This is a genomic window from Arthrobacter nitrophenolicus, from assembly GCF_000332815.1.
GTDB classification, from domain to species: Bacteria; Actinomycetota; Actinomycetes; order Actinomycetales; family Micrococcaceae; genus Arthrobacter; species Arthrobacter nitrophenolicus.
In genome coordinates this window covers 37,571-60,738 of the sequence record NZ_AOFD01000020.1, presented here as the reverse complement: position 1 = coordinate 60,738, position 23,168 = coordinate 37,571, and the positions used below count along the sequence as shown (strand labels likewise).

Below are 23,168 nucleotides of genomic sequence, written 5' to 3'. Positions count from 1 at the left end.
TAGCGGGCAAGAGCCGCGCTCGCCGTGAATAGCAGTGGTAGGTAGACTGGTCTACCTACCACTGTTTCGAGGAGTGCCCATGCCTGCACCGGACGTTTCAGTCCCGCCCCGGCGTCCAGCGCGCCAACTGCTGCTGGACGCAGCCGCGCGCCTGTTCTATGCGAACGGGGTGGCCAGCACCGGCATCGACGCCATCACCTCGGAAGCGGGAGTTGCAAAGAAAAGCCTGTACAACAACTTCGCTTCCAAGGCCGACCTGGTGGCTGCATATCTGGAAGCCCGGCACGCGGAATGGCTTGAGCTGTACCGCAGCCGTCTGGAAACCGCGGGGAACGCCGGGGGCCGGGTCCTGGCTGTCTTCGATGCCTACCTGGACCATGCCAATGCCGCCTATGAACACGGATTCCGGGGCTGCGGGCTCCTGAACGCCGCCGCCGAACTCCCGGCGGGGGACGCAGGCCGGGAAGCGGTGCGGCGGCACAAGGAACAGGTGGAGGAACTGCTGGCAGCGCATGCACTCGAGCTTCTGCCCGGCCAGAAGGCCCGCGCCGCAGAGTTGGCACGCCACCTGTCATTCCTCCTGGAGGGGGCCATGGCGCGGGCAGGGCTGGAAGGCGGGGATGCCCGGCTCAGGGATGCGAGGCTCATTGCTGCCCGGATGCTGGCGGAGCTGTGACAGCAAGAACCGCGGCGGCCGATGCACCGCTCTGGGGAGCCCTGTTCGTGGCGGCCGCGTCCGTCCTGTGGGGAACCACCGGGACGGCCGCCACCTTCGCGCCGTCCGTCAGTCCGCTCGCCATCGGTGCTGTCGCCATGGGGATCGGCGGGCTACTGCAGGCGCTGTATGCCGCCCGATCCATCACCGACCACCGGGGCGGACTGGCGGAAAGGTGGCGGCTGGTGCTCCTGGCCGCAGCAGCGGTGGCCGTCTATCCCCTTGCCTTTTACAGCTCCATGCATCTGGCAGGCGTAGCATCGGAACCGTCGTCTCCATTGGCTCGGCCCCTGTGGCCGCAGCTCTGGTGGAGCGGTTCGCGGACCGCAAGCCGCTGACCCGGCGGTGGGTTGCCGGTGCGCTGCTGGGAGTGGGCGGTGCTGCCCTGTTGTCCTTTGCCGGGCACAGTCCTGCAGGCGCGGGGCCGGGCCTGGAAGGCGGAGATTCTGGAGCGTCCGCCGCCGGCATCCTCCTGGGCCTGGTAGCCGGTGGCACGTATGCCCTGTATTCGTGGGCCGCGCACCGGCTGATCAGTGGCGGGATCCCCTCACGGGCGGCGATGGGAGCGGTGTTCGGGCTGGGCGGGGTGCTGCTGATGCCGGTACTCGCCGTGACCGGCGCCCCGCTTCTGCAGTCGTGGACCAACTTTTCGGTGGGCGCCTACATGGCGCTGGTTCCGATGTTTGCCGGCTACGTCCTGTTCGGCTGGGGGCTTGCCCGGATCCGCGCCAGCACCGCAACCAGCATCTCCCTGCTGGAGACGGTGGTGGCCGCCGTCCTGGCCGTCCTGGTGGTGGGGGAGCGCCTTCCGGCGCTCGGCTGGCTTGGCGCCGCCGTCGTCCTGGCGAGCCTGTTCATCCTGACGCCGGGCACTCCCCGGGGATCGGGGCGCCAGCAGCATCCGGCCCTAGCCGGTGGGCTGTTCTCGCCGCCGGCTCCTGCCTGGGAAGGGCCGGTCCAGGAAGACAAAGGCCCCGGCGCCCAGCAGCAAAAGGCCGAGGACGACGGCGGCGGCCGCCTGGCTGCCGATTCCCACCAGGAGCACGACAAGTCCGGGCAGGCACGCGGCTAAGCCGGCGAAGAGCCTCGCCGGGAGGCGGCGGGCGGGATAGCCGGAGAGCAGTTCCATGGCCAGGTGGGGATCGTCGGCGATCAGCCGCAGTTCCAGCTCGTGAAGCAGCCTCCGCTCCTCTTCGGACATTGGCATGGCATGCCCCTGAATTCCATGAAAGCGGGTATCGGTACTGACCGTAGGAGCCTTGTCTCACTTAGTCAAGACCCGCCTTGCGGCATGCCGCTAGGGTAAAGGCATGACTTTGGGGGACAGCAGCAGTGGCCGGTCCGGCGGACGGATTTGGCGGGGATTCCTGGTGCCGCTGATCGCGGTGGCCAGTGCCGTCATCGGCATATTGGTGGTGCGGGTCCCGCGGCAGGACGTGGGCTGGTTTGCCTACGCGCCGCTGGCGAACGACACCTTTTCGTCGAACAGCCTGGTTTTCATGGACGGCACGGCAAGGCTCGGCTACGCGCTGATCCTCGCCGGAATGCTCCTGCTGGCATTCTGGGCAGGCTACCGGTTCGCCCTCCGCCGCACCGGGCGGCAGAGGTAGCCAGGGGCACGAGGCCGGCTACCGCCGTCGTAATTCCGCGAACTCAATGGCCGGGACAATGGCGCCCGCGTCCCGCTCCACGAAATTGGTGCCCGGCGGGACGATGTCATCGATGGCGTCCAGCACGTCCTCACCCAGCCGGATCCCGGCGGCGCGGAGGTAGGCGTACAGGTGCTCCTCGCTGCGCGGGCCAATGATCACGCTGCTGATGGCCGGATGGGCCAGGGCAAAGCCGACGGCGAGATCAACCAGCGGGAGCTCCAGCTTGTCTGCCAGCCGGGCCAGGGCGTCAGCCGCCAGCAGCTTCCGCTCACTGGAGGGGCCGGAGATGTCGTACCGCCCGGGCAGGGAATGCACCCGGGTGGCCGGCCGGCCGGACTCCAGCACGAAGCTTCCGGACAGCCAGCCGCCGGCCAGCGGTCCATAGGCAAGGACACCCAGCCCGTACTGCTGCGCGATGGGCAGCACGTCCCGCTCGTTGCCGCGGACCAGCATCGAGTACGGCACCTGGTTGCCGAGCGGCGGGATCAGATGGTTGGTGGTGGCCAGCCACTGCGCCTCCACCAGCTGCGCCGGCGTGAAGACGGACGTGCCGTAGTAGAGGATCTTGCCCTGCCGGATCAGGTCGTTGAGGGTGGTGATGGTTTCCAGGACGTCGGTGTTGTAGTCGGGCCGGTGCGCCTGGTAGAGGTCGATGCGGTCCGTCTGCAGCCGGCGGAGGCTGCCTTCCACTGCCTGGGTGATCCAGCGGCGGGAGTTGCCGCAGTGCGCGGGGTTGGCGCTCATCTGCCCATGGAACTTGGTGGCAAGGAAAACATCATCGCGGCGTCCGCGCAGTGCCCGGCCCACCACCTGCTCGGACTGGCCCTGCGAGTAGACATCGGCGGTGTCGATCGCCGTGATGCCTGCGTCCAGTGCGGCGTGGATGATCCGGATGCTTTCCTCGGCGCCGGTGGGCGCCCCGGACGGTCCGCCGGTCCCTTCGCCGAAGTTCATGGTGCCCAGCGTGAGTGCGCTGACGGGGGTTCCCGACCGCCCGAACACCCGCAGTTCGTTGAGGCTCATCCCCGGTCTCCTCCCGTTGGCTTGCTTGCCCTTGACCCGTCATGAGGCTACCCAGATCCGCCGGTTGCCTGAAGATTCCTGCCTTAGTCCTTCGCTTTTCGACGCACGAAGTAACGGAGGGGGCCCGGATGACGTTTTGTGGCGCGCGCGCAGCCCGCGATCTCGCTTATATTGAGGGATGGCCACCCCCAGTAAAGACGAGCAGTTCGTAAAGCTGCACGACCTGATTATTGGCAGCACCAATGTGAGCGATTTCCTCACGGAGCTGTCCACAGTGGCGGCCGCGACCCTGAGCGAGTCTGCCGGCACGCACATTGAATGCGGGGTGACCCTCCGGCGGCGTAAACGCAGCACCACGGTGGCGGGCAGCAGCGAGCGGGCAAGGGAACTGGACGCGCTGGAACAGGACCTGGGGCAGGGGCCGTGCCTCACTGCCCTGGAGAGCATGAGTTTCGTTGTCCTGCCCGACGTGGAGACCGATACCCGCTGGCCGGAGTACCGGAAGGTCCTGGCGGAGAACGGCTGCCGCAGCGTGCTGGGCGTCCCCCTTGCCCTGGACCAGAACCAGAGCGCCGCATTGAACTTCTTTGCCAACCAGCCCGGCGTCTTTTCCGAGGCTGTGATCAGCCGGGCCGAAGGGTTTGCCGACCTGGCCGGCCGCGCGCTGCGGCTTGCCCTGCGCATCGCGGATGCCCAGAACCTCGCCGAAGACCTCTCGGCCGCGATGCAGAACCGCACCACCATCGATCTCGCCTGCGGCGTGATCATGGCACAAAACCGGTGCTCCCAGGACGAAGCCATCGCGCTGCTGACCAAGGCCTCAAGCCACCGCAACCAGAAACTGCGGGACCTGGCGGCGGAAGTCCTTGCCCGGGTGAGCGACGGAGCGGTCAACACGCACTTCGAGCCGTGAGGCGGGCGCCCACCCATGTGACGGCAGCCGCATTTCGCCTCTGCCCCGCCCTGCAATAATCTGAACCAACGGTTGTGCACGGGGGTGCGAGCGCCCGGTACAACAGGCAGCACTGTAAGTTCGATCCCTTCACACCAGACGAGGCGGACACGCATGACGGCTTCAGACCAGCAGCACGCACCACGGCCAGCGATGCCGGCCGATCCACCGGGCTTCGTTCCGGCTGCGGGGGAATCTGCCCCGGGAAGTGCTGCCGGCGGGCCCGTCACAGGGGCACGCGTGGACCCCCACCTGCTCCAGCAGTTGGCGGATGCGCACGGCGTGGGAACTTCGTTCCAGGGCTGGGATGGGCTGCCGCACTCGGTGGCCGAGGAAACACTCATCAAGGTTTTGGCTGCCTTGGGCGTCCAGGCGCACACCAACCAGCACATCCAGGAAGCGCTGGCGGAAGCGGCACTGGCGCCGTGGCGGCGGATGCTGCCACCCGCCGTCGTAATCCAGCAGGGCGAGCCGGCGCAGGTCCCCGTGCATGTGCGGGAAGGAGCCGCTGCCAGCCTGGCCATCACGCTGGAAGGCGGGGCCGGGACGCGGGAAGCGGAACAGCAGGACGTCTGGGTGCAGCCCGTGGACGTGGACGGTGTGTCGGTGGGCCGGGCAACCTTCGCCCTCCCGCAGGACCTGCCGCTGGGCTGGCACACGCTTGTGGCCGAGTCGGAAGGCACCACCGCGTCCGCCACGCTGGTGGTGGCTCCTGCCCGGCTTGAGACGGCAAAGGAACTGGAGAAGCGCCGGGGCTGGGGCCTGGCAACGCAGCTGTATTCCGTCCGGTCCAAGCGGTCATGGGGCATCGGCGACTTCTCGGACCTGGCCGACCTTGCCGCGCTGAGCGGTGCCCGCGGCGCCGACTATGTGCTGGTCAATCCGCTGCATGCGGCGGAGCCCGTTCCGCCGGTCCAGCCTTCGCCCTATTCGCCGTCCACCCGGCGGTTCTTCAACCCGCTCTATATCCGGATTGAGGCCATTCCCGAACTGGCCTACCTGAAGCCGCGCAAACGTGCCCAGCTGGAAAAACTGCACGAGGAAGTGGCCGGACTCAACAAGGACGGCGGGCGGCTGGACCGGAATTCCGTCTACGCCGCAAAGCTGCAGGCACTGGAACTTCTGTACCACACCCGCCGTTCGCCTGCCCGGCAGGCAGCGTTCGACGAGTTCTGCCGGATTTCCGGCAGCGGACTCGACGATTTCGCCCTGTGGTCCGCCATCCGCGAGGACCTCGCCCCGGATGCTCCGCTGTGGACCGACCCCGCCACCGCCTTGGGCACCCCTGAAGCGGAAGCGCTCCGGGAAAAGCTTGGCGACCGGATCGGCTTCCACCGCTGGCTGCAGTGGATTTGCGACGAGCAGCTCGAGAATGCCCAGCAGGCCGCGCTGAGGTCGGGCATGCGGCTGGGTGTGGTCCACGACCTTGCAGTCGGCGTGGACCACAGCAGTGCCGACGCCTGGACCCTCCGGAACGTGCTGGCGCCGGCCACCAGCGTGGGTGCGCCGCCGGACATGTACAACCAGCAGGGCCAGGACTGGGGCCAGCCGCCGTGGCACCCCGTTCGGCTGGCGGAGGCCGGCTACCAGCTTCCGCAATATGCTCGCCACCGTGCTGCGGCACGCCGGCGGCATCCGGGTGGACCACATTCTCGGACTGTTCCGGCTCTGGTGGATTCCGGTGGGCAACGCCCCCGGCGACGGCGCCTACGTCCGCTACGACCACGAGGCACTGATCGGCATCCTGGCCCTTGAGGCGCACCGCGCCGGGGCCGTGGTGATCGGCGAGGACCTCGGCACCTTCGAACCGTGGGTGCGGGACTACCTGGCCGCGCGCGGCATCATGGGCACGTCCATCCTTTGGTTTGAGTACGACGGCGATTCCCCGCTTGCGCCCGAAAAGTACCGTACGCAGGCGCTTGCCAGCGTGAACACCCACGACCTTCCGCCCACCGCCGGCTACCTGGCCGGCGACCATGTGGCGCTGCGGAGCAGGCTGGGCCTGCTGGAACGCTCCGAAGCCGAAGAGCGGGCCGAGCACAACGCGTCCTTGGAAAAGATGCTCGCCATGCTGCGGGAGCGGGGCTACCTTCCGGAGGACGGGACCGGCGGCTCCGGTGGTCCCGGACCATCCGGCTCCGAGGAGCGCACCATCGAGGCCCTGCACCTGCTGCTCACGCAGACGCCGTCGGTCCTGCTGGGCGTGGCCTTGGTGGACGCAGTGGGGGAGCGGCGCGTGCAGAACCAGCCCGGAACCACCGAGGCGCTGTACCCGAACTGGCAGGTCCCGTTGGGCGGCCCGGACGGCAGTCCCGTTGTCCTTGATGACCTCCCCGCTAACGCGCGGTTCAACAGCCTGCTCGCTGCGGTGGAGGAGGCTCTGCACGGCTGATCAACCCTGAGGAGGGCGCCATGAATCCCCACCCGTTCCCCGACGCCGCAAGCCCGGCCAAGGAGCCGGACGGGCGTGGGCCCATCCTGCTGGTTGGCGGCACCGGGTTCCTGGGGAGCCAGGTGGTCACCGAGCTGCTGAAACGTGGGAAACAGGTGCGCGCCCTGGTCCGGCCAGGTTCGGATGCGTCCCGGCTGGAGGCCGCCGGCGCAGACATAGCCCGCGGAGACATGATGGACCCCGACTCGCTCGACCGCGCGATGTCCGGTGTGGATGCTGTGGTTACCTCGGCCGCCGGCTACACCAGGCACAGCAAGGGGGATACGCCCGATATCGATACGAGGGGCAATTCCAACCTGGCCGAGGCCGCGCACCGCGGGGGCGTCCGCCGGTTCGTCCTCACCAGCATCCTCACCTGCGACCAGACCCCGGACGTCCCGCACTTCTGGCACAAAAAGCTCATGGAGGACAGGCTCGAGCAGCTTGGTGTTCCGTTCGTCGCGCTGCGGCCCGGCGCCTTCCTGGACCAGGTCACCCGGTTCGGCGGGGACCCCATCGCCAAGGGCAAGCTCATGTGGATGGGCTCGCCCCGCGTCCCCACCACGTTCGTGCTGACCCCGGACCTTGCCGGTTACCTGGCAGAAGCCGTGGACGCTCCCGGCGTTGACGGGCAGCGGATCGATATCGGCTGGGACCGTCCGCTCGGCATGCAGGACGTCGCCGAAATTGCCGCCCGCCTGACCGGCAAACCCATCAAGGTCCGCTCCATCCCCATGCCGGTCCTGAAGGCGGCGGGATTGGTAGTGGGCCGCTTCAATCCAATGGTGAAGGACCTCGCGGCCATGATCGCCTGGTTCCAGTCCGGGCGCTATGTTGCCGACACCAGGCGGCAGGCGGAGGTCTTCGGGCCGCCGCCATCGGCCGAAGACGCCGTCCGCCGGTTCATCGGCATCCTGGGCCACCCCGTCAAGGGCTGACCGGGAACGAAGGAAGGCTCCCCGCCCCGTCCCGATATCGGGAACAGGGCGGGGAGCCTTCCACATGGTGATTGTGGCTAACCCGCCGTGATCACGTGGTTGAAGTGGTCGTAGCGGAAGGTGACCGGGCCGCCGTCGTGCTCAAAGGCGATGTTGGCACCTGGCGAGGCGCCGCCCGCCCCGTAGCTGACGTCCCAGGAGCGGTTCAGCGCCGCCTTGAACTCGTAGCTCCCGGCGGGCAGGTCCGGAACGCTCAGCTTCCACACCAGGTCTGCCGGGTCCAGCACCAGCTGGGCCTGGTCACAGGCGGGCTCCCAGTCGGCGGTGCAGCCAAGCTCGCTGTTCATGCTGCCAGCGGCGGCAACTGCCCCCGGCTGCTGGGAGGCGTAGACCGCGCTGAGGACGTGCGTGCCGTTGTCGTAGCGGAACGTGACGGGTCCGCCGGGGTGGTCCAGCACGAGGTTAGGCCCGTTGAACTGGCCGCCGTCCCCGTAGTTTTCATCCCAGCCGCCATTCAGTGCTGCCTTGTACTCGTATTTGCCTGCCGGCAGGTCCACCGTCAGGCGCCAGATGTTGTCGGCCGGGTCCAGGGCCATCATGGCCTGGGTGCAGGCCGGCTGCCATGCTTCAGCGCAGCCCATCGCCTGGTTCAGCGATCCGGCAACGGTCACCGAGTCAGGCTGCGGAGCATCGCCCACGGTGACCGTGCGCACCCCGCTGGCAACAGTAAAGCCGGGGCCGCTCATCGAAGCACGGTACTTAACCTCGGTGCCGTCCGCCAGGCTGGAGACGTCGTCCGTAGCGGAGTACACGGGCGAAGAAGCATCAGATCCGACGGCCGTCCACTCGCCGCCCGCCACGCTGCGCTCAAACGACACACTGTGGCTGGCCTTCTCGGGATCGGCCGTGGCGCTGAGTTCCACCATGCCCTTGACGCTGCTGCCCTCTTCGGGTTTCTGCAGCGTGAGGACGGGCGCCGGGACGTTGGCCGAACGCGTTTGGCTGGTGGCCGTGTGGCCGCCATTGTCCAGGACGGTTGCGCGGTACTCCACCGCGGTGCCGGCGTCGAAGCCCGCGACGTCGTGGAAGACCTGGTAGGGAGCGGTGTCGTCAGTGCCGATCGGTTCCCAGTTGCCGCCCGCTGTCTTCGCTTCGAAGGTGACCTCATAGAATGAGGAACCGTCGACGTCGGCCGTCACATTAAGGCGTCCATTGTCACCGGGTGCCGCTGCAGGCTCCTGGAGCACGACGCCGGGCGCGGCCTTCGAATGCGGGATCCGGCCCGAAGATTCGTAAACCACGGCGGACAGCGGCGGGACGGTGACCGTCAGCTTTCCGTCCTCCGACGTCTTGGTTTCTGCTGCCGCATCGCCATAGATGCGGGTGTAGTTCCGCTTGGCGATATAGGTGGGAACCTCGGCCGTCTGCGCCTGCTCACTGTTGTTCAACGCCACAACGTATTCGCGCTGGTCCTCAGCGTCCGTCCGGGAGAAGGCGTAGATGCCCGCGCCCTCGGACGCGTAGCGGTGCTGGTGCGCGCCGTCCCGCAGGCGGGGTGTTCCTTGGTCAGCGCCGCCAGTTCGCTGATCTTGGCATACAGCGGGTGGCCGGTGTTGAAGTTGTCCTGGGCGTGGGTGGCGTCAGTCCCCAGCAGGTCATCGTCCAGGTACTCAGGCACCTTGCTTGCGAACAGGGTCTGCCGCGCGTCCTGGTCTCCGCCGGGGCCGGTGAAGCCCTGCTCGTCGCCGTAGTAGATCACCGGGTTGCCGCGGGAGAAGTACATCAGCTCGTGGGCAAGCCGGTCGCGGGCCACCTGCTCGGCGTCGTCCGAGCCCGGGTTGTCTGCCGCAATGAAGCTGCCGATGCGGCCCATATCGTGATTACCGAGGAAGGTGGGCAGCTGGTAGACGTTGGAGTCCGCATCCGTGTACCAGTCATCGCCGGCGAAGAACGTTGCCAGGTTGCGGGTGTCCTGGCTCTTCGAGGCAAAGTTGCGGGCGGCGTCCTGGAACGGGAAGTCCAGTACCGCCTGCATCTGGTTCCGCGTGGTGAACTGCGAGGTGAAGCTCTTGGTAGCGTCGAAGACCTCGCCGAACATGAAGAATTCTTCCTTGCCCTGTTCCTTCGCGTAGGCGAGGACGTCCGGGCCGAATTCCTGCCAGAACTCGTTGTTGACGTGCTTCATGGTGTCGATCCGGAAGCCGTCCACGCCGAAGTCGCCGATCCAGGTCTTGTAGATGTCCTTCATGCCTTCCACCACCGTTGGGTGCTCCGTGAAGAGGTCATCAAGGCCGAAGAAGTCGCCGTAGTAGGCGTCCTCGCCCGCGAAGGTGGTGTCACCGCGGTTGTGGTAGAGGGTGGGGTCGTTCAGCCAGGCCGGAACCTTCAGGTCCTTTTCGCTCTCGTCCAGGACGGGCTTGTAGGGAAAGGAGGTGGTGGCGTCCAGTTCCGGGAAACTGCCTGTACCGGCATAGTCGCGGTCATCGAATTCCTGGCCATCCGCCGTCTTGTACGGAACTGCATCCTTGGAGACGTAGCCTTTGCGTGCACCTTCCTCATAGCCGATGACGTCTGCCGTGTGGTTGGTGATTATGTCGAAGTAGACCTTCATGCCCCGGGCGTGGGCAGCGTCGATGAGCGCCTTGAGTTCGTCGTTGGTGCCCAGGTGCGGATCGATCTGGGTGAAGTCGGTGATCCAGTAGCCGTGGTAGCCAGCTGATTTGTCTTCAGGCTGGACGGCCTTGTTCTTGAAGCTGGGAGTAAGCCAGATGGACGTGGTGCCAAGCCCCTGGATGTAGTCGATCTTGTTGAGGAGCCCAGCCAGGTCGCCGCCGTTGTAGAACCCCTTCCTGGCTGGATCGAAGCCCGAGACCATGGGATCCGGGCCAAGCCCGCCCTGGTCATTGGCCGTGCTGCCGTTGCTGAAGCGGTCGGCCATGACGAAATAGAAGTTCTCGTCCGTGACCGGGGCCCGGAGTGAGTGGAGGCTGATGACGCTCCCGGATGCTTTGGACCCTCTGTGGTGCCGGGGGCGGCGGCTGCGGGTAGGACTGCTGCGGACACGGCAACTGCTGCTGCAACCACTCCCGCCGCGGAGCGGATGCCCGCCGACCGGATGGAGGACGGGGTTGTTCCTGTTCCTGTTCCGGTTCGTCTGCGATTCTGGCTGGTGGTTCTGGCGCGCGACAAGGCGCTATTAGGGGTGCGGGATATCAAAGGGTGAGACCTTCCTGGTGTAGCGGCGCTGCTGTTCAGGCTTGCCGGAGGCAGGGCGTTCTGCTGGGTGCGGGTTCACCAGGCGGCAAGCCCTGTGAACCACGTCACAACTGTAAGCGCTTGCACTGAATAACTCCAGCGTTTGGGTAATGTCCGTGCGGGGTCGCTGGAGCCATTGCCGAAAGCACCCGTCGAGTGCCCGGGCGGCGTCAGCGTGCGTACCCGGGGGCGACAGTCCGTGGTTCCGGGACGGCGCCAGCCCGAATGCCCGCAGCCGTCAGCCCGAGTGCCCGGGGCGTCAGCCAGCCGGGATGAGGGCTGTGGGTGAGGGGGTCCGGACGTCGTGGAGGAGTGGGCCCGGCAGCCCGGTGGCAGGATCCAGCGCGAACGTGGCGACATTGTCCGACCGTTCATGGGCCACGTGAAGCCAGTTTCCCCTTACCAGGTGGTGCCGCGGCCAGTCACCGCCGCTCGGCATGTCGTGCACCGGCAGGAGCTCCGTCCCGCCACCGGCCACCTCCAGGGTGCTGACGATATTGGTGCCGCGGACGCCCACATAGGCGTAGCGGCCGTCCTTACTAAGGGAGATCTCGGCCGCAGAGTCCCCGGACTGGCTGCCGCCGGAGGTGGCCGGTCCACGGAACACCAGCTCAAAGGTCCCGGCCTCCGGCCGGATGATAAAGACCTCAACGGAGTATTCAGAGACGACGAAGACGTTGCCGCTGGCATGCTGCACCAGATGGCGGGGACCGCTGCCGAACGCCAGCGCCACCTCGTGGTCGGCAACAAGCCCCGTACCCGGGACGTAGTTCCAGACACGGAGGGTGTCATGCCCAAGATCGGTGGTCATGATGCGGCCGTCCTGAAGCATCAGGCTGGCATGCGCGCGGCTTGGCCGCGGCCGGCCCGGTGACAGGCTTGCGTGCGGGTCCGCCGAAGGTGGCGCTGCGAACCGCCCTGTCATGCCGCCGTCGGCATCCAGTTCGTACAGGAGGACCTGGCCGTCACCCCAGCAGGCAGCGGTAACAAAGCGGCCCCTCGGGTCAACGGCCACATGGCAGGTGGCCTCACCGGCGGGCTGCGGCGGACCGAGCGGTTCCAGGCCGAACTCGCCGGTCCTGCGGTACGCCTGGACCATCTGGCGTTGCTCAGCCACCGCATAAACGACCGGCAGGGACGGATGTACGGCAATGAACGACGGCGACTGCGCCTGCACGGCCGTGCCCAGCCACTCCAGGCTGCCGTCCTGATGCGCGCGGAGGGCACCGATGCCCTCGGCGCGGCCGCCTCCGTCCGATGTGTAGGTTCCGGTCCAGATGATGGTGTCGCTAGTGGCGGAGGTCATGCCTCCATCCTGTCAAGGATTTGGCTTCGCTCCATGGCGACCCGGCCTCAGCTAGCATGGAATTTCCAGTCACGGCACCAGGAGGTGAATCCGATCAACGCGTTACCTGTTTCGGGTTCATCCTGGTGCTGCTGTCCGGGCCGTCTGGCCTGACTGGCGCATGCAGGGTGCCCACCGGCTCACCGAAAGGCGTTCCCATGCCACCTGCTGAATGGTCTACTGCTCCTGTTGCATTACCTCCCGCTTCCCTGACTTTTGCTGGAATTGTCTCCGCCCTGCGGGGAGCCGGCTGTGTTTTCGCTGAGGAGGAGGCCGCGCTCCTGATGGCCGAATGTTCCGGCCCCGCGGAACTGGCCCGCGGGGTGCAGCGGCGCCGCGCAGGCATTCCGCTTGAATATGTCCTGGGCTGGGCCGAATTCTTCGGTCAGCGGATCGAAGTAGGGCAAGGTGTCTTTGTGCCCCGTCGGCGGACCGAGCTGCTCGTCCAAACGGCTTTGGAACTGCTTGCCCCGACCGACCCCGTTCCCGTCAGCACCGTTCCGTCCAGCCCTGTTCCGGTCGGCCACGCTCCGTCCGCCCACGCTCTGTCCAGCGTTGTAGTCGATCTCTGCTGCGGGTCCGGGGCCGTGGGTGCCACCCTGCTGGCTGTGCACCCAGATCTGGAACTCCACGCCTCCGACCTAGATCCCGCTGCTGCGGCCTGCGCCCGGCGGAACGTCGAAAAGATGGGCGGCCGCGTGTACGAGGGGGACCTGTTTGCTGCCCTTCCCGTTTCGATCCGGGGCCGCGTGCAGGTGCTTGCAGTCAACGCTCCGTATGTGCCCAGCGACGCGATCAGGACCATGCCTCCTGAGGCGCGGCTTCACGAACCCCGCCTTTCCCTCGACGGCGGGCCCGACGGGCTCGACATCCACCGCCTTGTGGCTGCTTCCGCCCCCGGATGGTTGAGTGCTGACGGGCATCTTCTCATTGAAACCAGTGAGCAGCAGGCAGCGGGAACAGCATCAATCGTTGCATCGGCTGGCCTTGCTGTGAGGACCGTTCGATCGGAAGAACTGGACGGCACCTTAGTGGTCGGGACCAAAGGAAGCTAGCACCGCCAAGATCTGGCATCATGCCGAGCTGGCACTGACAGGGGAGCCGCCCGCGAGGTATGCCACGCGGGGGAGGGCGAGAAGTGGGCCAAACAGGGTAGGGCACCAAGCTGAAGGGACGGTACGGTTCACTCCCGCAGGTGGGGGAGTGGTGGGGGTTTGAAGTAGTTGTTTTGCCGGGGGCTTTGGTTGGGGTCGACGTGGGGCGGTGGAATGAAGCTTGGGGTGCCGTGCTGGATGGCGATGGCCCACTGTTCTTTGTGGATCAGGTGGTGGTGGAAACTGCAGAGCAGGACGCCGTTGTCGGTGGTGGTTTCGCCGCCGTGTGACCAGTAGGTGATGTGGTGGGCTTCGCACCACGGAGCGGGGATGGTGCAGTCCGGGAAGGCGCATCCTTGGTCGCGGGCCGTGAGGGCGAGGCGTTGGGCGGGGGTGAACAGCCGGGTTTTGCGTCCCAGGTGCAGGATTTCGCCGTGAGTGCCCAGTACTGCGGGGATGATGTCGGCGTCGCAGGCTATTTTGCGCAGCGTGGTGGCGGCCGCTGGTCCTGTAAAGGCGAAGTTTCCGGTTCCGTGCCGGTCGGGCGTACGGTCCTGGCCTGGGCGCGCGCGTGTTCCTGACCCGTCCGTATGGGGCCCAGCCAAACTAGCTCCACCAGTACTAGCCCTACCCGCAGTGGTACTGCCTGCACTGTTTCTGTCCGCATCGGCTGCACCGGTGCCGGTAGCGGCGGCGGTGGTGGTGGGGAAGAGGTCCTGGTAGTTGATGGTTGCGATGATCTGGGGACGGTTGCCGCCTGTGGTGGGCAGCTGGTTTGTGGTCAGCCCTGCTTTGACGGCGGAGACAAGCCCGTCCAGCTGTTGCTGGGGGCGGGAGCGCCGTTCCAGGCTGATGTCCAGGTCCCGGTGCGGGTCCACGGTGGCATCCGGGTTGTCTGCCGGGACCTGAGCCTGGCTGCTGCTCGTGAGGTTTTCCGTTGTCTGGCTGGTGCTGGTGTTGGGGGTGGTGGTGCGGGGGTTGGTGGCGGTGTTCATGACGGTGGCGAGGTATTCGTACTGGTCGGTGGTGGCGAAGATTTCGACGTGGTGCAGGCCGTGGCGGGGTTTTCGGATGAAGGCTCCCTGGGTGTGGCGGAGCGCTTCTTCGGAGGGTTCGGCACCGTCGGCGTCGATGGTGTCAGCCCATCGGCGGGCCAGACGGGCGAGGAAGTCGGGGTCGGTGGTCCTGGCGGCGGTGGTGAGGTGGTTTTCGATGTGCTCGAGGATTTCCGGCGTGGCTTGATGTTGGAGCCGGTCGAGGGTTGCGGTGATGATGGTCGCGGCGTGAGAGGACACTGCCGGTGCTGCGGCTTCACCGCCTGTGGGAGCAAGCGCGGCGGCGAGGTGGGTGCGCAACGGTGGGACGGGTTGTCCGGTGAGGCTGCTGGCTGGCAGGACCTGGTGGGCGAGGGCAAGGCGGCGGCGGGCTTCGCGGATGGGGATCCGGAGCCGGAGCCTGAGGAACTCGGCAGTGTTCCGGCAGCCGTCGTCGGCCGGGGATGTCACCGGCGGATCCTGTTGACCTGCTGCGGGCGCGGCTGCGGGTTGAAGAGTGCTGGAGGCGGGCCAGTCAACGTCGGTTTCGTTCAGTGTCTCGACGCCGTTGGCGTCCCAGCCGGTCATCCAGCCCCGCCCCGGCCGGTCCGTTGTTGCGGCGCTGGTGCGGGTCCGGCTGGTTCGGGCGGCCGCGGCGGCGGCGATGGCTTGGGTGCGGGTGCGGTCCACGGCTCCGGCGGACTGAACCTGCAAAGACTCCAGACGCCGGGAAAGTTCCTCAATGTGGGCCGCGTAATGAGCTGCTTCGGCATAGTCCGCGGCTGCCAGGGCTTCCGGTGCAGCGGCTGCCGCCGTGGTGAGCAGTGCACCGATCGCGGCCAGCCCCAGCGGGTCCTCGGCCGGGCGGGCAACCGGACCGGCGGTAGCCTGGTGCGCCGGAAGGTGACTCAGCCGCCCGGGCCGCCTGCCGGCGTCGTGCGCAATAAACGGGCGGCGGTGCTGCGGCGCAACCAGCGGAAGAGTGCCGGCAGTACTGCCGAACTCTGCAAGCTGCTCCCCAATGGCCTCCATGGGACAACTCTCCCAAAGACCACCGACAAAACAGCCGGTTCGAGAGGGCTATGTGGAAAACCCGCTGAACGGGGGTCGCATGCTGTTCCGGAATGGGGAAGGGAAGCCACGAGATTAGGGCGGGACGGTCCGGGGCGTCGTTGCGCCGGGTGGCTATTACGCGGACGATGGAGCCATGGGCAGAAACCGCGGCCGGTTGGGCCGGCGATCGAAGGTCATCCTGGCGGTTCTGGCAGCCGCAGCCCTGGTCGTGGGGCTTGTCGTATTCAAGCCGTGGCTGCTTTTCATAGATGTGCGGGTGGACGAGCAACTACCGTTTGTAGCCAGCCAGACCACGCCGCCGCAGCCTTCTCCTTCAGGCCTTCCGGGCGGGGATGCCATCGAACCCCAGGCTCCTCCGGCGACGCCTCCCGGGCCCCGGCAATTGGCCGTGGGCACGCTGATCAGCCACGAACACGCCACCACAGGCACTGTCCGGATCGTTGAACAGCCCGACGGCAAAAGGCTGCTGACCCTGGAGAACCTGGACACGTCGAACGGTCCGGATGTCCACGTCTGGTTGAGCGCTGCCAAAGTAGTTGAGGGCACAGCCGGCTGGTTTACCGCGGGTTCCGCCGAGTACTACGACCTGGGCCTGATCAAGGGAAACCAAGGCAACCAGGTCTACGACATTCCCGCGGACGTTGATCTTGCGCGGTACAAGTCAGTGGACCTGTGGTGCGTGCAGTTCAGCGTTTCCTTTGGCGCCGCGGACCTGGTGACCTGAGCCCTGAACACCTGACCGCCAAGGCCTGCCAGCACCGACCAGCAAAAATGCCGGCCGCCGCGTCCCCCAAGGATCGCGACGGCCAGCATGGCGATTCAGTTTTAGCACACGGAAGTCAATGCCCCATTGTCAAGGGTGCTTCCCGTGTCATGATCTGACGCAGAGAGTGCCTCAGGCCTTCGAACCACCCTCATCGGATGTGGTTCCCAGGTTCGTAGTTTCCGGGTGGGTGCTGTGCGCGGGGATGTGGTCCTCGCCGAGGTCACCCGCATCGCTCAGGGTTCCGGACGTTCCCGCTGCGCCTCCCGTGGTGCCGGATGTTCCAGTCGCCGCGGTTCCGTAACTGCCTGGGGCGCCGTTGCCTATGGTGCCAGTACCTGTGCCGCTTGCGGTGGCAGCCGTGGAAGTGCCGGCGTCGGACGTTGCGGGTTTGCCGTCACCCGAAGACCCGGACGCGCCTTCACGATGCATTGCGGAGCCAAGCACGGTCCCCGCCCGGCGTGCCGCCTCGGTCAGCTGGTCGGCCACTTCGGGGGCCTTTTCCTTGATGGCATCCGTGGCGACATGCACTTTGTCCTGGACGGGCTTGCTGTCCCAAATTCCTGCGGCGCGTGCCTTGAGCTTGTCGTACGCAGCGCGCCCGGACCGGGATCCAAGGACGTAGCCGGTGGCAATTCCGATACCCAAAAGAAGCTTGTTTTTCACGATGAAATCCTGCTCCGTGAGAAGGTTTTCAAATCCGGCCAGCCGGACGGCGTATGGCCGGGAATATGAAAACCGGCCCGGGGGATTTTGTCCCCGGGCCGGTTTCCTGGCTTGCGGGCTAGGTTAGCCGCGAGCGCTGCGCTTGGTGACCATGCCGTAGACCAGCAGCACGATGAGAGCGCCGCCGATGGCCAGCAGCCACGTCTGCAGCGAGAAGAACTCCTGCAGTCCGGTGCCGAAGACCATGCCGCCGATCCAGCCGCCGAGGAGTGCTCCTACGACGCCCAGAACCAGGGTGATGAGCCAGCCGCCACCCTGACGGCCCGGAAGGATCGCCTTAGCGATCGCACCAGCAATAAGTCCGAGAATCAGAAATGCAATAAATCCCATTTTTTCGTTCCTCTTCCTAAGTAAAGGAGGCCTCCGGATTCCGGAAGCACTTCATCCTTCTGACTCAATAGTAATCATGCTTACTATCTGTTTGCCAACCCCGTAAGTTGGAAAAAGTGCATTTCAGGGCGTTTTAGTGCCCCGTGACGTCCGAATCGTTGCCGGCCCCGGGACCCTCGTCCAGGATCGCCAATTCCGCTAGATCCTGCGGATCCAGGGTGAAATCGAAGATGTCCAGATTCTCCTTCATCCGGTCCGGATTAGCGGTCTTGGGAATCGTTACCAGTCCGTGTTGAACGTGCCACCGCAGTACCAGCTGGCCGGGCGTTTTGCCGTGCTTTTCGGCCAGTTGGGTGAGGATGGGCGCGTCCAGCAGACCGGCCCCGGACCCGCCCAGGGGGCTGTAGGATTCGGTGACGATTCCGTGCTTCTGGTGGAACTCCCGCTCCACGGTCCGGGTCACCGCCGGCGTCAGCTGGATCTGGTTGACGGCAGGAACCACGTCGGTTTCTGCCATCAACCGCTCCAAGTGGGCGGGCTTGAAGTTGGACACTCCAATGGAGCGCACCTTTCCTTCCGCCTGGAGTCGCTCGAACGTCTTCCATGTGGAGATGTACTCATCCCGGGCCGGCAGCGGCCAGTGGATCAGCAGGAGGTCCACGTAATCCAGCCCCAGCCGCCGCAGCGAACCCTCGAGCCCTTCCACCGCCCTGTCGTTGCCCTGGAACTGGCCGTCGAGCTTGGTGGTGATGAAGAGCTCGCTCCTGTCCACGCCGCAGGCGCGGACGCCGTTCCCCACCCCTTGCTCGTTGCCGTACTTCACGGCCGTATCGATGTGCCGGTACCCGGCTTCCACGGCCTGGACGACGGCGGCAGCGGCCTGGTCGTCGTCCAGCGGCCAGGTGCCAAGACCTACCTGCGGGATGGAGTAGCCGTCATTGAGTTTGATCAGCGGTGCAAGTGTCATGAGAACAGTCTCTCCCGTAGTGCCGTCCTAGCTCCCAAAAGCCCGGAGAATGTTTCCGGCGTTGTAGTCCAGGACCGTCCGGGCGGTGTCCGAAACCGTGTCCGGTCCGTTCTGCTGGGCCAGGAAGTCCACGAACCGCTCCAGCGTCCTGGCAGCCTTCTCCGGGTCGCCGTCTTCAACGGCCTTTGCTGCCTGCCGCACGTTTTCCGTGAGTTGGCTGGCCACCGGGCCCGTGACATCCCCTGATTCCGTCAGGTCCTCCAGCGCGTGCTGCAACGCCTTCACGCTGCCGGGGAGCCAGGCTGCGCGGAGCGGCACATCGCCGAACTCCATGTCCGAGGCAAAGTAGAAGTCGGTGTAGGAGGGCTGGTTGTAGGTGGTGTTCTGCCGGGCAACCTCCGCGCGGTACTGGGGATCGTGCATCAGCGTGTAGAGCTTGTGGTTGGTCACCTCGGTGCTCAGGTACATCCGCAGGGCGGTGCTGTCCGCGGTCCGGACGAGCATCTCCTCGCGCCAGTCACCCACGACGTCCGCCACCAGGCTGGGTGTTCCCTTGGTGCCGTTGTTGGTGCGGGTTCCCTCCGCGGTCAGCAGCCGTCCGCGCTTCCAGTCGTCGATGGTGGGGGTCTGGTCGCCGGAGCCGTTGACGATCTGCGTGGTCATGTCCGCTGCCCACTTGATGCTCATGTTGGTGCCGGGCTGGGATGTGGAAAGCTTGGTGCCGTCGGCGGACTGCATGCCGATGGCCCAGTTCTCGATGCCGGGTACGGCGGGGTCAACGTCGCCGATCATGCCGCGGCCGGTGTCCTTGCCCGAGTAGGCGCCGAACAGCACCTCGCCCGTGCCGGCGTCGCGCATGGCATAGCCGTAGGGTGCCCACGTGCCGCCCTCGTGCACCGTGAAGATTTCCTTGCCGGGCCGGTTGGGGTCGATGTCCGTCACGTGCATGGCGTCGCCGTGGCCCAGCCGCGCCTCTTCACCCGGTGTGGCGCTGCCCTCCGGCATGGTGTCGAAGGAGCTGTACAGGACGGAGCCGTCGTCGTCGATGGTTGCGGCGCCGTAGACGATCTCCTGCCTGCCGTCGCCGTCCACGTCCGAGGCGCTCAGCGAATGGAAACCCTGCGTGGTGAGCTTGCCGTATTCCGGATCGGTGCCGTCACGGCCGTGCGGGGAATCGTTGAACGGGTTGGTCATGGGTGCCCAGCCCGAGTCGATGTTCCAGGCCGGGGAGAGGTTGGTACCGTCCCAGGTGTAGGTGGCCAGGGTGGTGCGGGTGTAGTAGCCGCGGGCGAAGACCGCTGCGGGCTTTTGCCCGTCCAGATAGGCGACGCCGGCCAGGAACCGGTCCACGCGGTTTCCCGGCTCGATGCGTGCCATGGCGTAGTCGCCCCACATCAGGCCGTCGTCGTGCCGGCCCGGCTCGTAGGCCACCGTCTTCAGTTCCTTGCCCGTGGCGCCCTCGAAAACGGTGAGGTATTCCGGGCCGGAGACGATGAAGCCCTCGAAGGCCCGAAGGTTGTTCCGTGCGCTGCGGGAGGGGGCGTAAACGTCCATGAAGTAGTCGGCCAGCGCTTTGGCGTCGGATGTGGACAGCGGGTACTGGTACTCCGGCGCGATGCCGAAGGCTTCCTCGAGGGTGGCGGGCCAGTTGCCGGCCTTTACCTCGGGGTGCTGGCTCCAGCCCTGGAACATCTCCACGACGTGCTGGTAGTAGTCCGCGGCGCTCATCCGGTAGTCGTCGGTGCTGGCGTAGCCTGCTTCGATGTCGGACTGAAGCAGCGTGATGAACTGCTGGGATGCGACACTGCCGTCCGCGTTGTAGTTGGTGCTCTTTGTCCCCGGCGCCGTCTTCATCATCATCTCGGCGCGGCCGTCACCGTCGAAGTCGTTAACGAGCAGCTGCGTGTAGTGCGCGCCCGAACGGACGTTGACGCCCAGGTCGATCCGGTGCAGGAGCGTGCCGTCCGCCTTGTAGGTGTCCACGTAGGTGTTGCCGGTGTAGCCCACCTGCGAGACGTCCTTGGAGTTGTTGGGGTCCCACTTCACGATGAACTCGTACTGGCCATCGCCGTCCACGTCGGCCACCGAGGCATCGTTGGCGGAGTAGGTGTAGGCCTGGCCGGCCGGGGTGACGCCGTCCGCCGGCTTCCGTAGCGGAATGTCCTTGAAGTTCCCGCCCCAGGAGGTGGCGGTGGCGCTTTCGTCCAGTTCAACGCCTTCGACGACGGCGCGCACCTGGTACTTCGAGGCGGCGGTTCCGGAGGTGTCCAGGTAGTTGGTGCTGTCCGTGACCGTTGCCAGCTTCTGGCCGTCCCGGTACACGTTGAAGTCGGTGCCGGTCAGGCCTGTGGCGGACGAACCGGTGGCTTCGTGGCCCAGCAGCCGCCAGCTGAGGAAGACGCCCTCGGACGTGCCGGCGGCCACCAGCCCCCGGTCCAGGTGATCCAGCTGGACCGCCGGGTTGCCCGGCTCAGGGGAGGGCCCGACGGCGGAGGCCGGGGCTGCAAGGCAGCCGAATGTCAGGGCAACGCCCAGGGTGCCGACCGACAGCAGGCGCAGGCTTGTCTTGGTGGGATTCATCGGTGAATCCTTTCAATTTTGTATCGGGAAAACGCTTCCCCAGTAACCTAGGGTAGGGGGTGGGGGTAAAACAAGCCTTGAAATCGCGCCAGAAGCGCGCTATTTAGAACGTTGTAGAATTGGGTGCTCGCCGGGCACGCTGGAATGCTTCGGGAACGCCGATCCTGATCGGCGTTCCCGAAGCATTCCGGCGATTTCGCGGACAGTGGCTAACGAAGGCAGGCTCAGCTCCGCTTTGCGCGGAGGTTCACATGCTGCCGCGGGCCCACGCAGTGAGCTTGTCCGTGAGCTCCATGTAGCCCTGGTCCACCACCTGCAGCTCAGGGTGGGAGTCATGCCACTGAACGATCTCCCGGGCACCGTCGGCGAAGGGGATGGTGGCCGCGTAGTCCGGCACGAGGGCTTTGATCTTGCTGTTGTCGAAGATGACCGAGTGGGAGCGGTCGCCCAACAGATTGGCGCCGATCTCGGGGTTCTGTGCGGCGATGGTCTCCGATGCCACGTGGACAAGTTCCGGTTCCGCCACGCCCGCGGCCCTGGCAAAGAGCCGGTAGACCTGGTTCCAGGGCAGGTACTCGTCAGACGTGATGGTGTAGCTCTCGCCCACCGCCTGGGGCAGGCCGAGCAAGCCGACGAAGGCCTTGGCGAAGTCCCGGCTGTGGGTCAGGGTCCAGAGCGAGGTGCCGTCCCCGTGCACCATGACGGGCAGGCCTGCGCGCATCCGGTGGATGTCGGTCCAGCCGCCCACCATGGCAATCTTGGTGCGGTCGTAGGTGTGTGAGGGGCGGACCACCGTCAATGGAAAATCGTCATCCCGGTAGGCGCGGAACAGCAGTTCCTCGCAGGCAATCTTGTCCCGGGAGTACTTCCAGAACGGGTTCTTCAGCGGCGTGGACTCAAGGATCGGCAGCCGGGCAGGTGGCTTCTGGTAGGCGGACGCGGAGCTGATGAAGACGTACTGCCCGGTCCTGCCCCGGAACAACTCCATGCTGGCCTGCGCCTGGTCCGGCGTGTAGGTGATGAAATCGGCAACGGCGTCGAACTCCCGCCTGCCCAGCACCTCCCGGACGGACTCCTGGTCCCGGACGTCCGCTTGCAGGGTCTCCACCCCTTCCGGGACCGGCCTGGTGGACCGGCCCCGGTTGAGGATGGTGAGCCGGTGTCCCAGCCCGACGGCGCGTTCCGCTGCCGCCGTGCTGATTACCCCGGTGCCGCCGATGAAGAGGATGTTCCGCGGCGCCACCGGTCCGGCTTCAGGGTGCGGGATCACCACGCGTAATCCTCCGGGGCTGTCCTGTGGCCCGGGAAGATGGCATCCAGTTGCTTCAGTGCATCGGCGTCCAGTGTGACGTTTAGTGCCCGGATGGCGGCGTCCAGCTGTTCCTGGGTCCGCGGGCCCACGATCGGGGCCGTCACTGCCGGCTGGTGCAGGAGCCATGCCAGGGCGATGTCGCCCGGCTCATGGCCCAGCTCGTCGGCAAAGTCCTCGTACTGGCGGATCTGGCCTTCGTGCTTCTTGAGGGTCTCCGCCGCACGGCCTTCGGTGCGCCGGACGCCGTCGCGCTCCTTCTTCAGCACCCCGCCCAGGAGTCCGCCCTGGAGGGGTGACCACGGAATGAGCCCCAGCCCGTACTCCTGGGCGGCGGGGATGACCTCCAGCTCCACCTGCCGCATGAACAGGTTGTAAATGGACTGCTCGCTGACCAGGCCGGTGTAGTTCCGCCGCCGCGCGGCCTCCTGCGCCTGGGCGATATGCCAGCCGGCGAAGTTGCTGCTGCCGGAGTAGAGGATCTTGCCCTGCTGGACGGCAACCTCAATGGCCTGCCAGATTTCGTCCCACGGGGTATCCCGGTCGATGTGGTGGAACTGGTAGACGTCGATGTAGTCCGTCTGCAGCCGCTTGAGGCTCGCGTCCAGGGCACGGCGGATATTGAGGGCGGACAGCCTGGACTCATTGGGCCGGTCCGTCATGGTGCCGTAGAGCTTAGTGGCCAGGACCGTGTGTTCGCGGCGCTCGCCGCCCTTGGCGAACCAGCGCCCGATGATTTCCTCGGTCCAGCCGCGGTGCCCCGCGCCGCCGTAGACGTTGGCGGTGTCGAAGAAGTTGATGCCGTTCTCATGGGCGGAGTCCATGATGCTGTGGGCATCGGATTCCTCTGTTTGCGGTCCGAAGTTCATGGTGCCAAGGCAGAGGCGGGAGACCTTGAGGCCGGACCGGCCCAAGTGGGTGTATTCCATGGAAAGTCCTTTCAGCGATTGTGCCGGGTAGCGCGGCGGTTGGGCCGGCCG

General features: G+C 66.3%; 16 protein-coding genes and 3 pseudogenes. 8 read left to right on the top strand and 11 right to left on the bottom strand.

The features are described 5' to 3' along the window. The first annotated feature begins 79 nt into the window (after positions 1-79). Both G205_RS09320 and G205_RS09315 read left to right on the top strand, forming a co-directional pair. Positions 80-676 carry a TetR/AcrR family transcriptional regulator gene (locus tag G205_RS09320; protein ID WP_009357775.1) on the top strand — a complete coding sequence of 199 codons (597 nt, stop codon included), beginning with the start codon at positions 80-82 and terminating at the stop codon, positions 674-676. Continuing rightward, positions 673-1,592, top strand: a pseudogene (locus G205_RS09315) (DMT family transporter); the annotation flags it as partial. The gene G205_RS09320 and the pseudogene G205_RS09315, both read left to right, overlap by 4 nt. 30 nt (positions 1,593-1,622) lie before the next feature. Here G205_RS09315 and G205_RS21060 read toward each other — a convergent pair. Next, positions 1,623-1,916 carry a DUF3040 domain-containing protein gene (locus tag G205_RS21060; RefSeq protein ID WP_009357774.1) on the bottom strand — a complete coding sequence of 98 codons (294 nt, stop codon included), beginning with the start codon at positions 1,914-1,916 and terminating at the stop codon, positions 1,623-1,625. A gap of 109 nt (positions 1,917-2,025) precedes the next feature. Here G205_RS21060 and G205_RS09310 point away from each other — a divergent pair, with 109 nt between their 5' ends. After that, positions 2,026-2,325, top strand: coding sequence for a hypothetical protein (locus G205_RS09310; RefSeq protein ID WP_152419555.1), 300 nt, complete (start codon positions 2,026-2,028; stop codon positions 2,323-2,325). Between the two features lie 18 nt (positions 2,326-2,343). Here G205_RS09310 and G205_RS09305 read toward each other — a convergent pair whose 3' ends face one another. Next, positions 2,344-3,390, bottom strand: coding sequence for an aldo/keto reductase (locus G205_RS09305; RefSeq protein ID WP_009357772.1), 1,047 nt, complete (start codon positions 3,388-3,390; stop codon positions 2,344-2,346). A gap of 178 nt (positions 3,391-3,568) precedes the next feature. Here G205_RS09305 and G205_RS09300 point away from each other — a divergent pair, with 178 nt between their 5' ends. The 3 genes and pseudogenes from G205_RS09300 to G205_RS09290 all read left to right on the top strand — a co-directional run bounded on the left by G205_RS09300 (position 3,569) and on the right by G205_RS09290 (position 7,711). Further along, complete coding sequence (locus G205_RS09300; RefSeq protein ID WP_009357771.1) at positions 3,569-4,303, top strand: GAF and ANTAR domain-containing protein; 735 nt, start codon at positions 3,569-3,571, stop codon at positions 4,301-4,303. 153 nt (positions 4,304-4,456) lie between these two features. Beyond that, positions 4,457-6,734 (top strand): annotated as a pseudogene (gene malQ, locus G205_RS09295) (4-alpha-glucanotransferase). Between the two features lie 20 nt (positions 6,735-6,754). Beyond that, the gene (locus tag G205_RS09290; RefSeq protein WP_009357770.1) at positions 6,755-7,711 is read left to right on the top strand and encodes an SDR family oxidoreductase; all 957 of its coding nucleotides are present in this window, start codon (positions 6,755-6,757) and stop codon (positions 7,709-7,711) included. A 77-nt stretch (positions 7,712-7,788) separates the two neighbouring features. Here the strand turns inward: G205_RS09290 and G205_RS09285 are convergent. After that, a pseudogene (locus tag G205_RS09285) lies at positions 7,789-10,828 on the bottom strand (alpha-amylase family glycosyl hydrolase). 397 nt (positions 10,829-11,225) lie between these two features. Then, positions 11,226-12,272 carry a lactonase family protein gene (locus G205_RS09280; RefSeq protein ID WP_009357769.1) on the bottom strand — a complete coding sequence of 349 codons (1,047 nt, stop codon included), beginning with the start codon at positions 12,270-12,272 and terminating at the stop codon, positions 11,226-11,228. Between the two features lie 323 nt (positions 12,273-12,595). On the opposite strand from G205_RS09280, the gene G205_RS09275 reads away from it, so the two are divergent. Further along, positions 12,596-13,366 (top strand): methyltransferase, encoded by a 771-nt coding sequence (locus G205_RS09275; protein ID WP_009357768.1) that lies wholly within the window; start codon positions 12,596-12,598, stop codon positions 13,364-13,366. A gap of 128 nt (positions 13,367-13,494) precedes the next feature. On the opposite strand, the gene G205_RS09270 is transcribed toward G205_RS09275, so the two are convergent. Further along, the gene (locus G205_RS09270) at positions 13,495-15,471 is read right to left on the bottom strand and encodes an HNH endonuclease signature motif containing protein (RefSeq protein WP_009357767.1); all 1,977 of its coding nucleotides are present in this window, start codon (positions 15,469-15,471) and stop codon (positions 13,495-13,497) included. 175 nt (positions 15,472-15,646) lie between these two features. Here G205_RS09270 and G205_RS09265 point away from each other — a divergent pair, with 175 nt between their 5' ends. Then, the gene (locus tag G205_RS09265) at positions 15,647-16,237 is read left to right on the top strand and encodes a DM13 domain-containing protein (RefSeq protein ID WP_009357766.1); all 591 of its coding nucleotides are present in this window, start codon (positions 15,647-15,649) and stop codon (positions 16,235-16,237) included. 171 nt (positions 16,238-16,408) lie between these two features. Here the strand turns inward: G205_RS09265 and G205_RS09260 are convergent, their stop codons facing one another. The 6 genes from G205_RS09260 to G205_RS09235 all read right to left on the bottom strand — a co-directional run bounded on the left by G205_RS09260 (position 16,409) and on the right by G205_RS09235 (position 23,117). Then, positions 16,409-16,942, bottom strand: a complete 534-nt coding sequence (locus tag G205_RS09260) for a hypothetical protein (RefSeq protein WP_009357765.1) — start codon at positions 16,940-16,942, stop codon at positions 16,409-16,411. A 123-nt stretch (positions 16,943-17,065) separates the two neighbouring features. Next, entirely contained in the window at positions 17,066-17,332 is a 267-nt protein-coding gene (locus tag G205_RS09255; RefSeq protein ID WP_009357764.1) for a GlsB/YeaQ/YmgE family stress response membrane protein, read from the bottom strand. Positions 17,333-17,465: 133 nt separating this feature from the next. Continuing rightward, entirely contained in the window at positions 17,466-18,299 is an 834-nt protein-coding gene (locus G205_RS09250; protein WP_009357763.1) for an aldo/keto reductase, read from the bottom strand. A 27-nt stretch (positions 18,300-18,326) separates the two neighbouring features. Further along, positions 18,327-20,879, bottom strand: a complete 2,553-nt coding sequence (locus tag G205_RS09245) for a rhamnogalacturonan lyase (RefSeq protein ID WP_009357762.1) — start codon at positions 20,877-20,879, stop codon at positions 18,327-18,329. A 247-nt stretch (positions 20,880-21,126) separates the two neighbouring features. After that, positions 21,127-22,149 (bottom strand): SDR family oxidoreductase, encoded by a 1,023-nt coding sequence (locus G205_RS09240; protein WP_009357761.1) that lies wholly within the window; start codon positions 22,147-22,149, stop codon positions 21,127-21,129. Further along, positions 22,146-23,117, bottom strand: a complete 972-nt coding sequence (locus G205_RS09235) for an aldo/keto reductase (protein WP_009357760.1) — start codon at positions 23,115-23,117, stop codon at positions 22,146-22,148. Before G205_RS09235 ends, G205_RS09240 begins: the two co-directional genes overlap by 4 nt. Between the last annotated feature and the right edge of the window lie 51 nt (positions 23,118-23,168).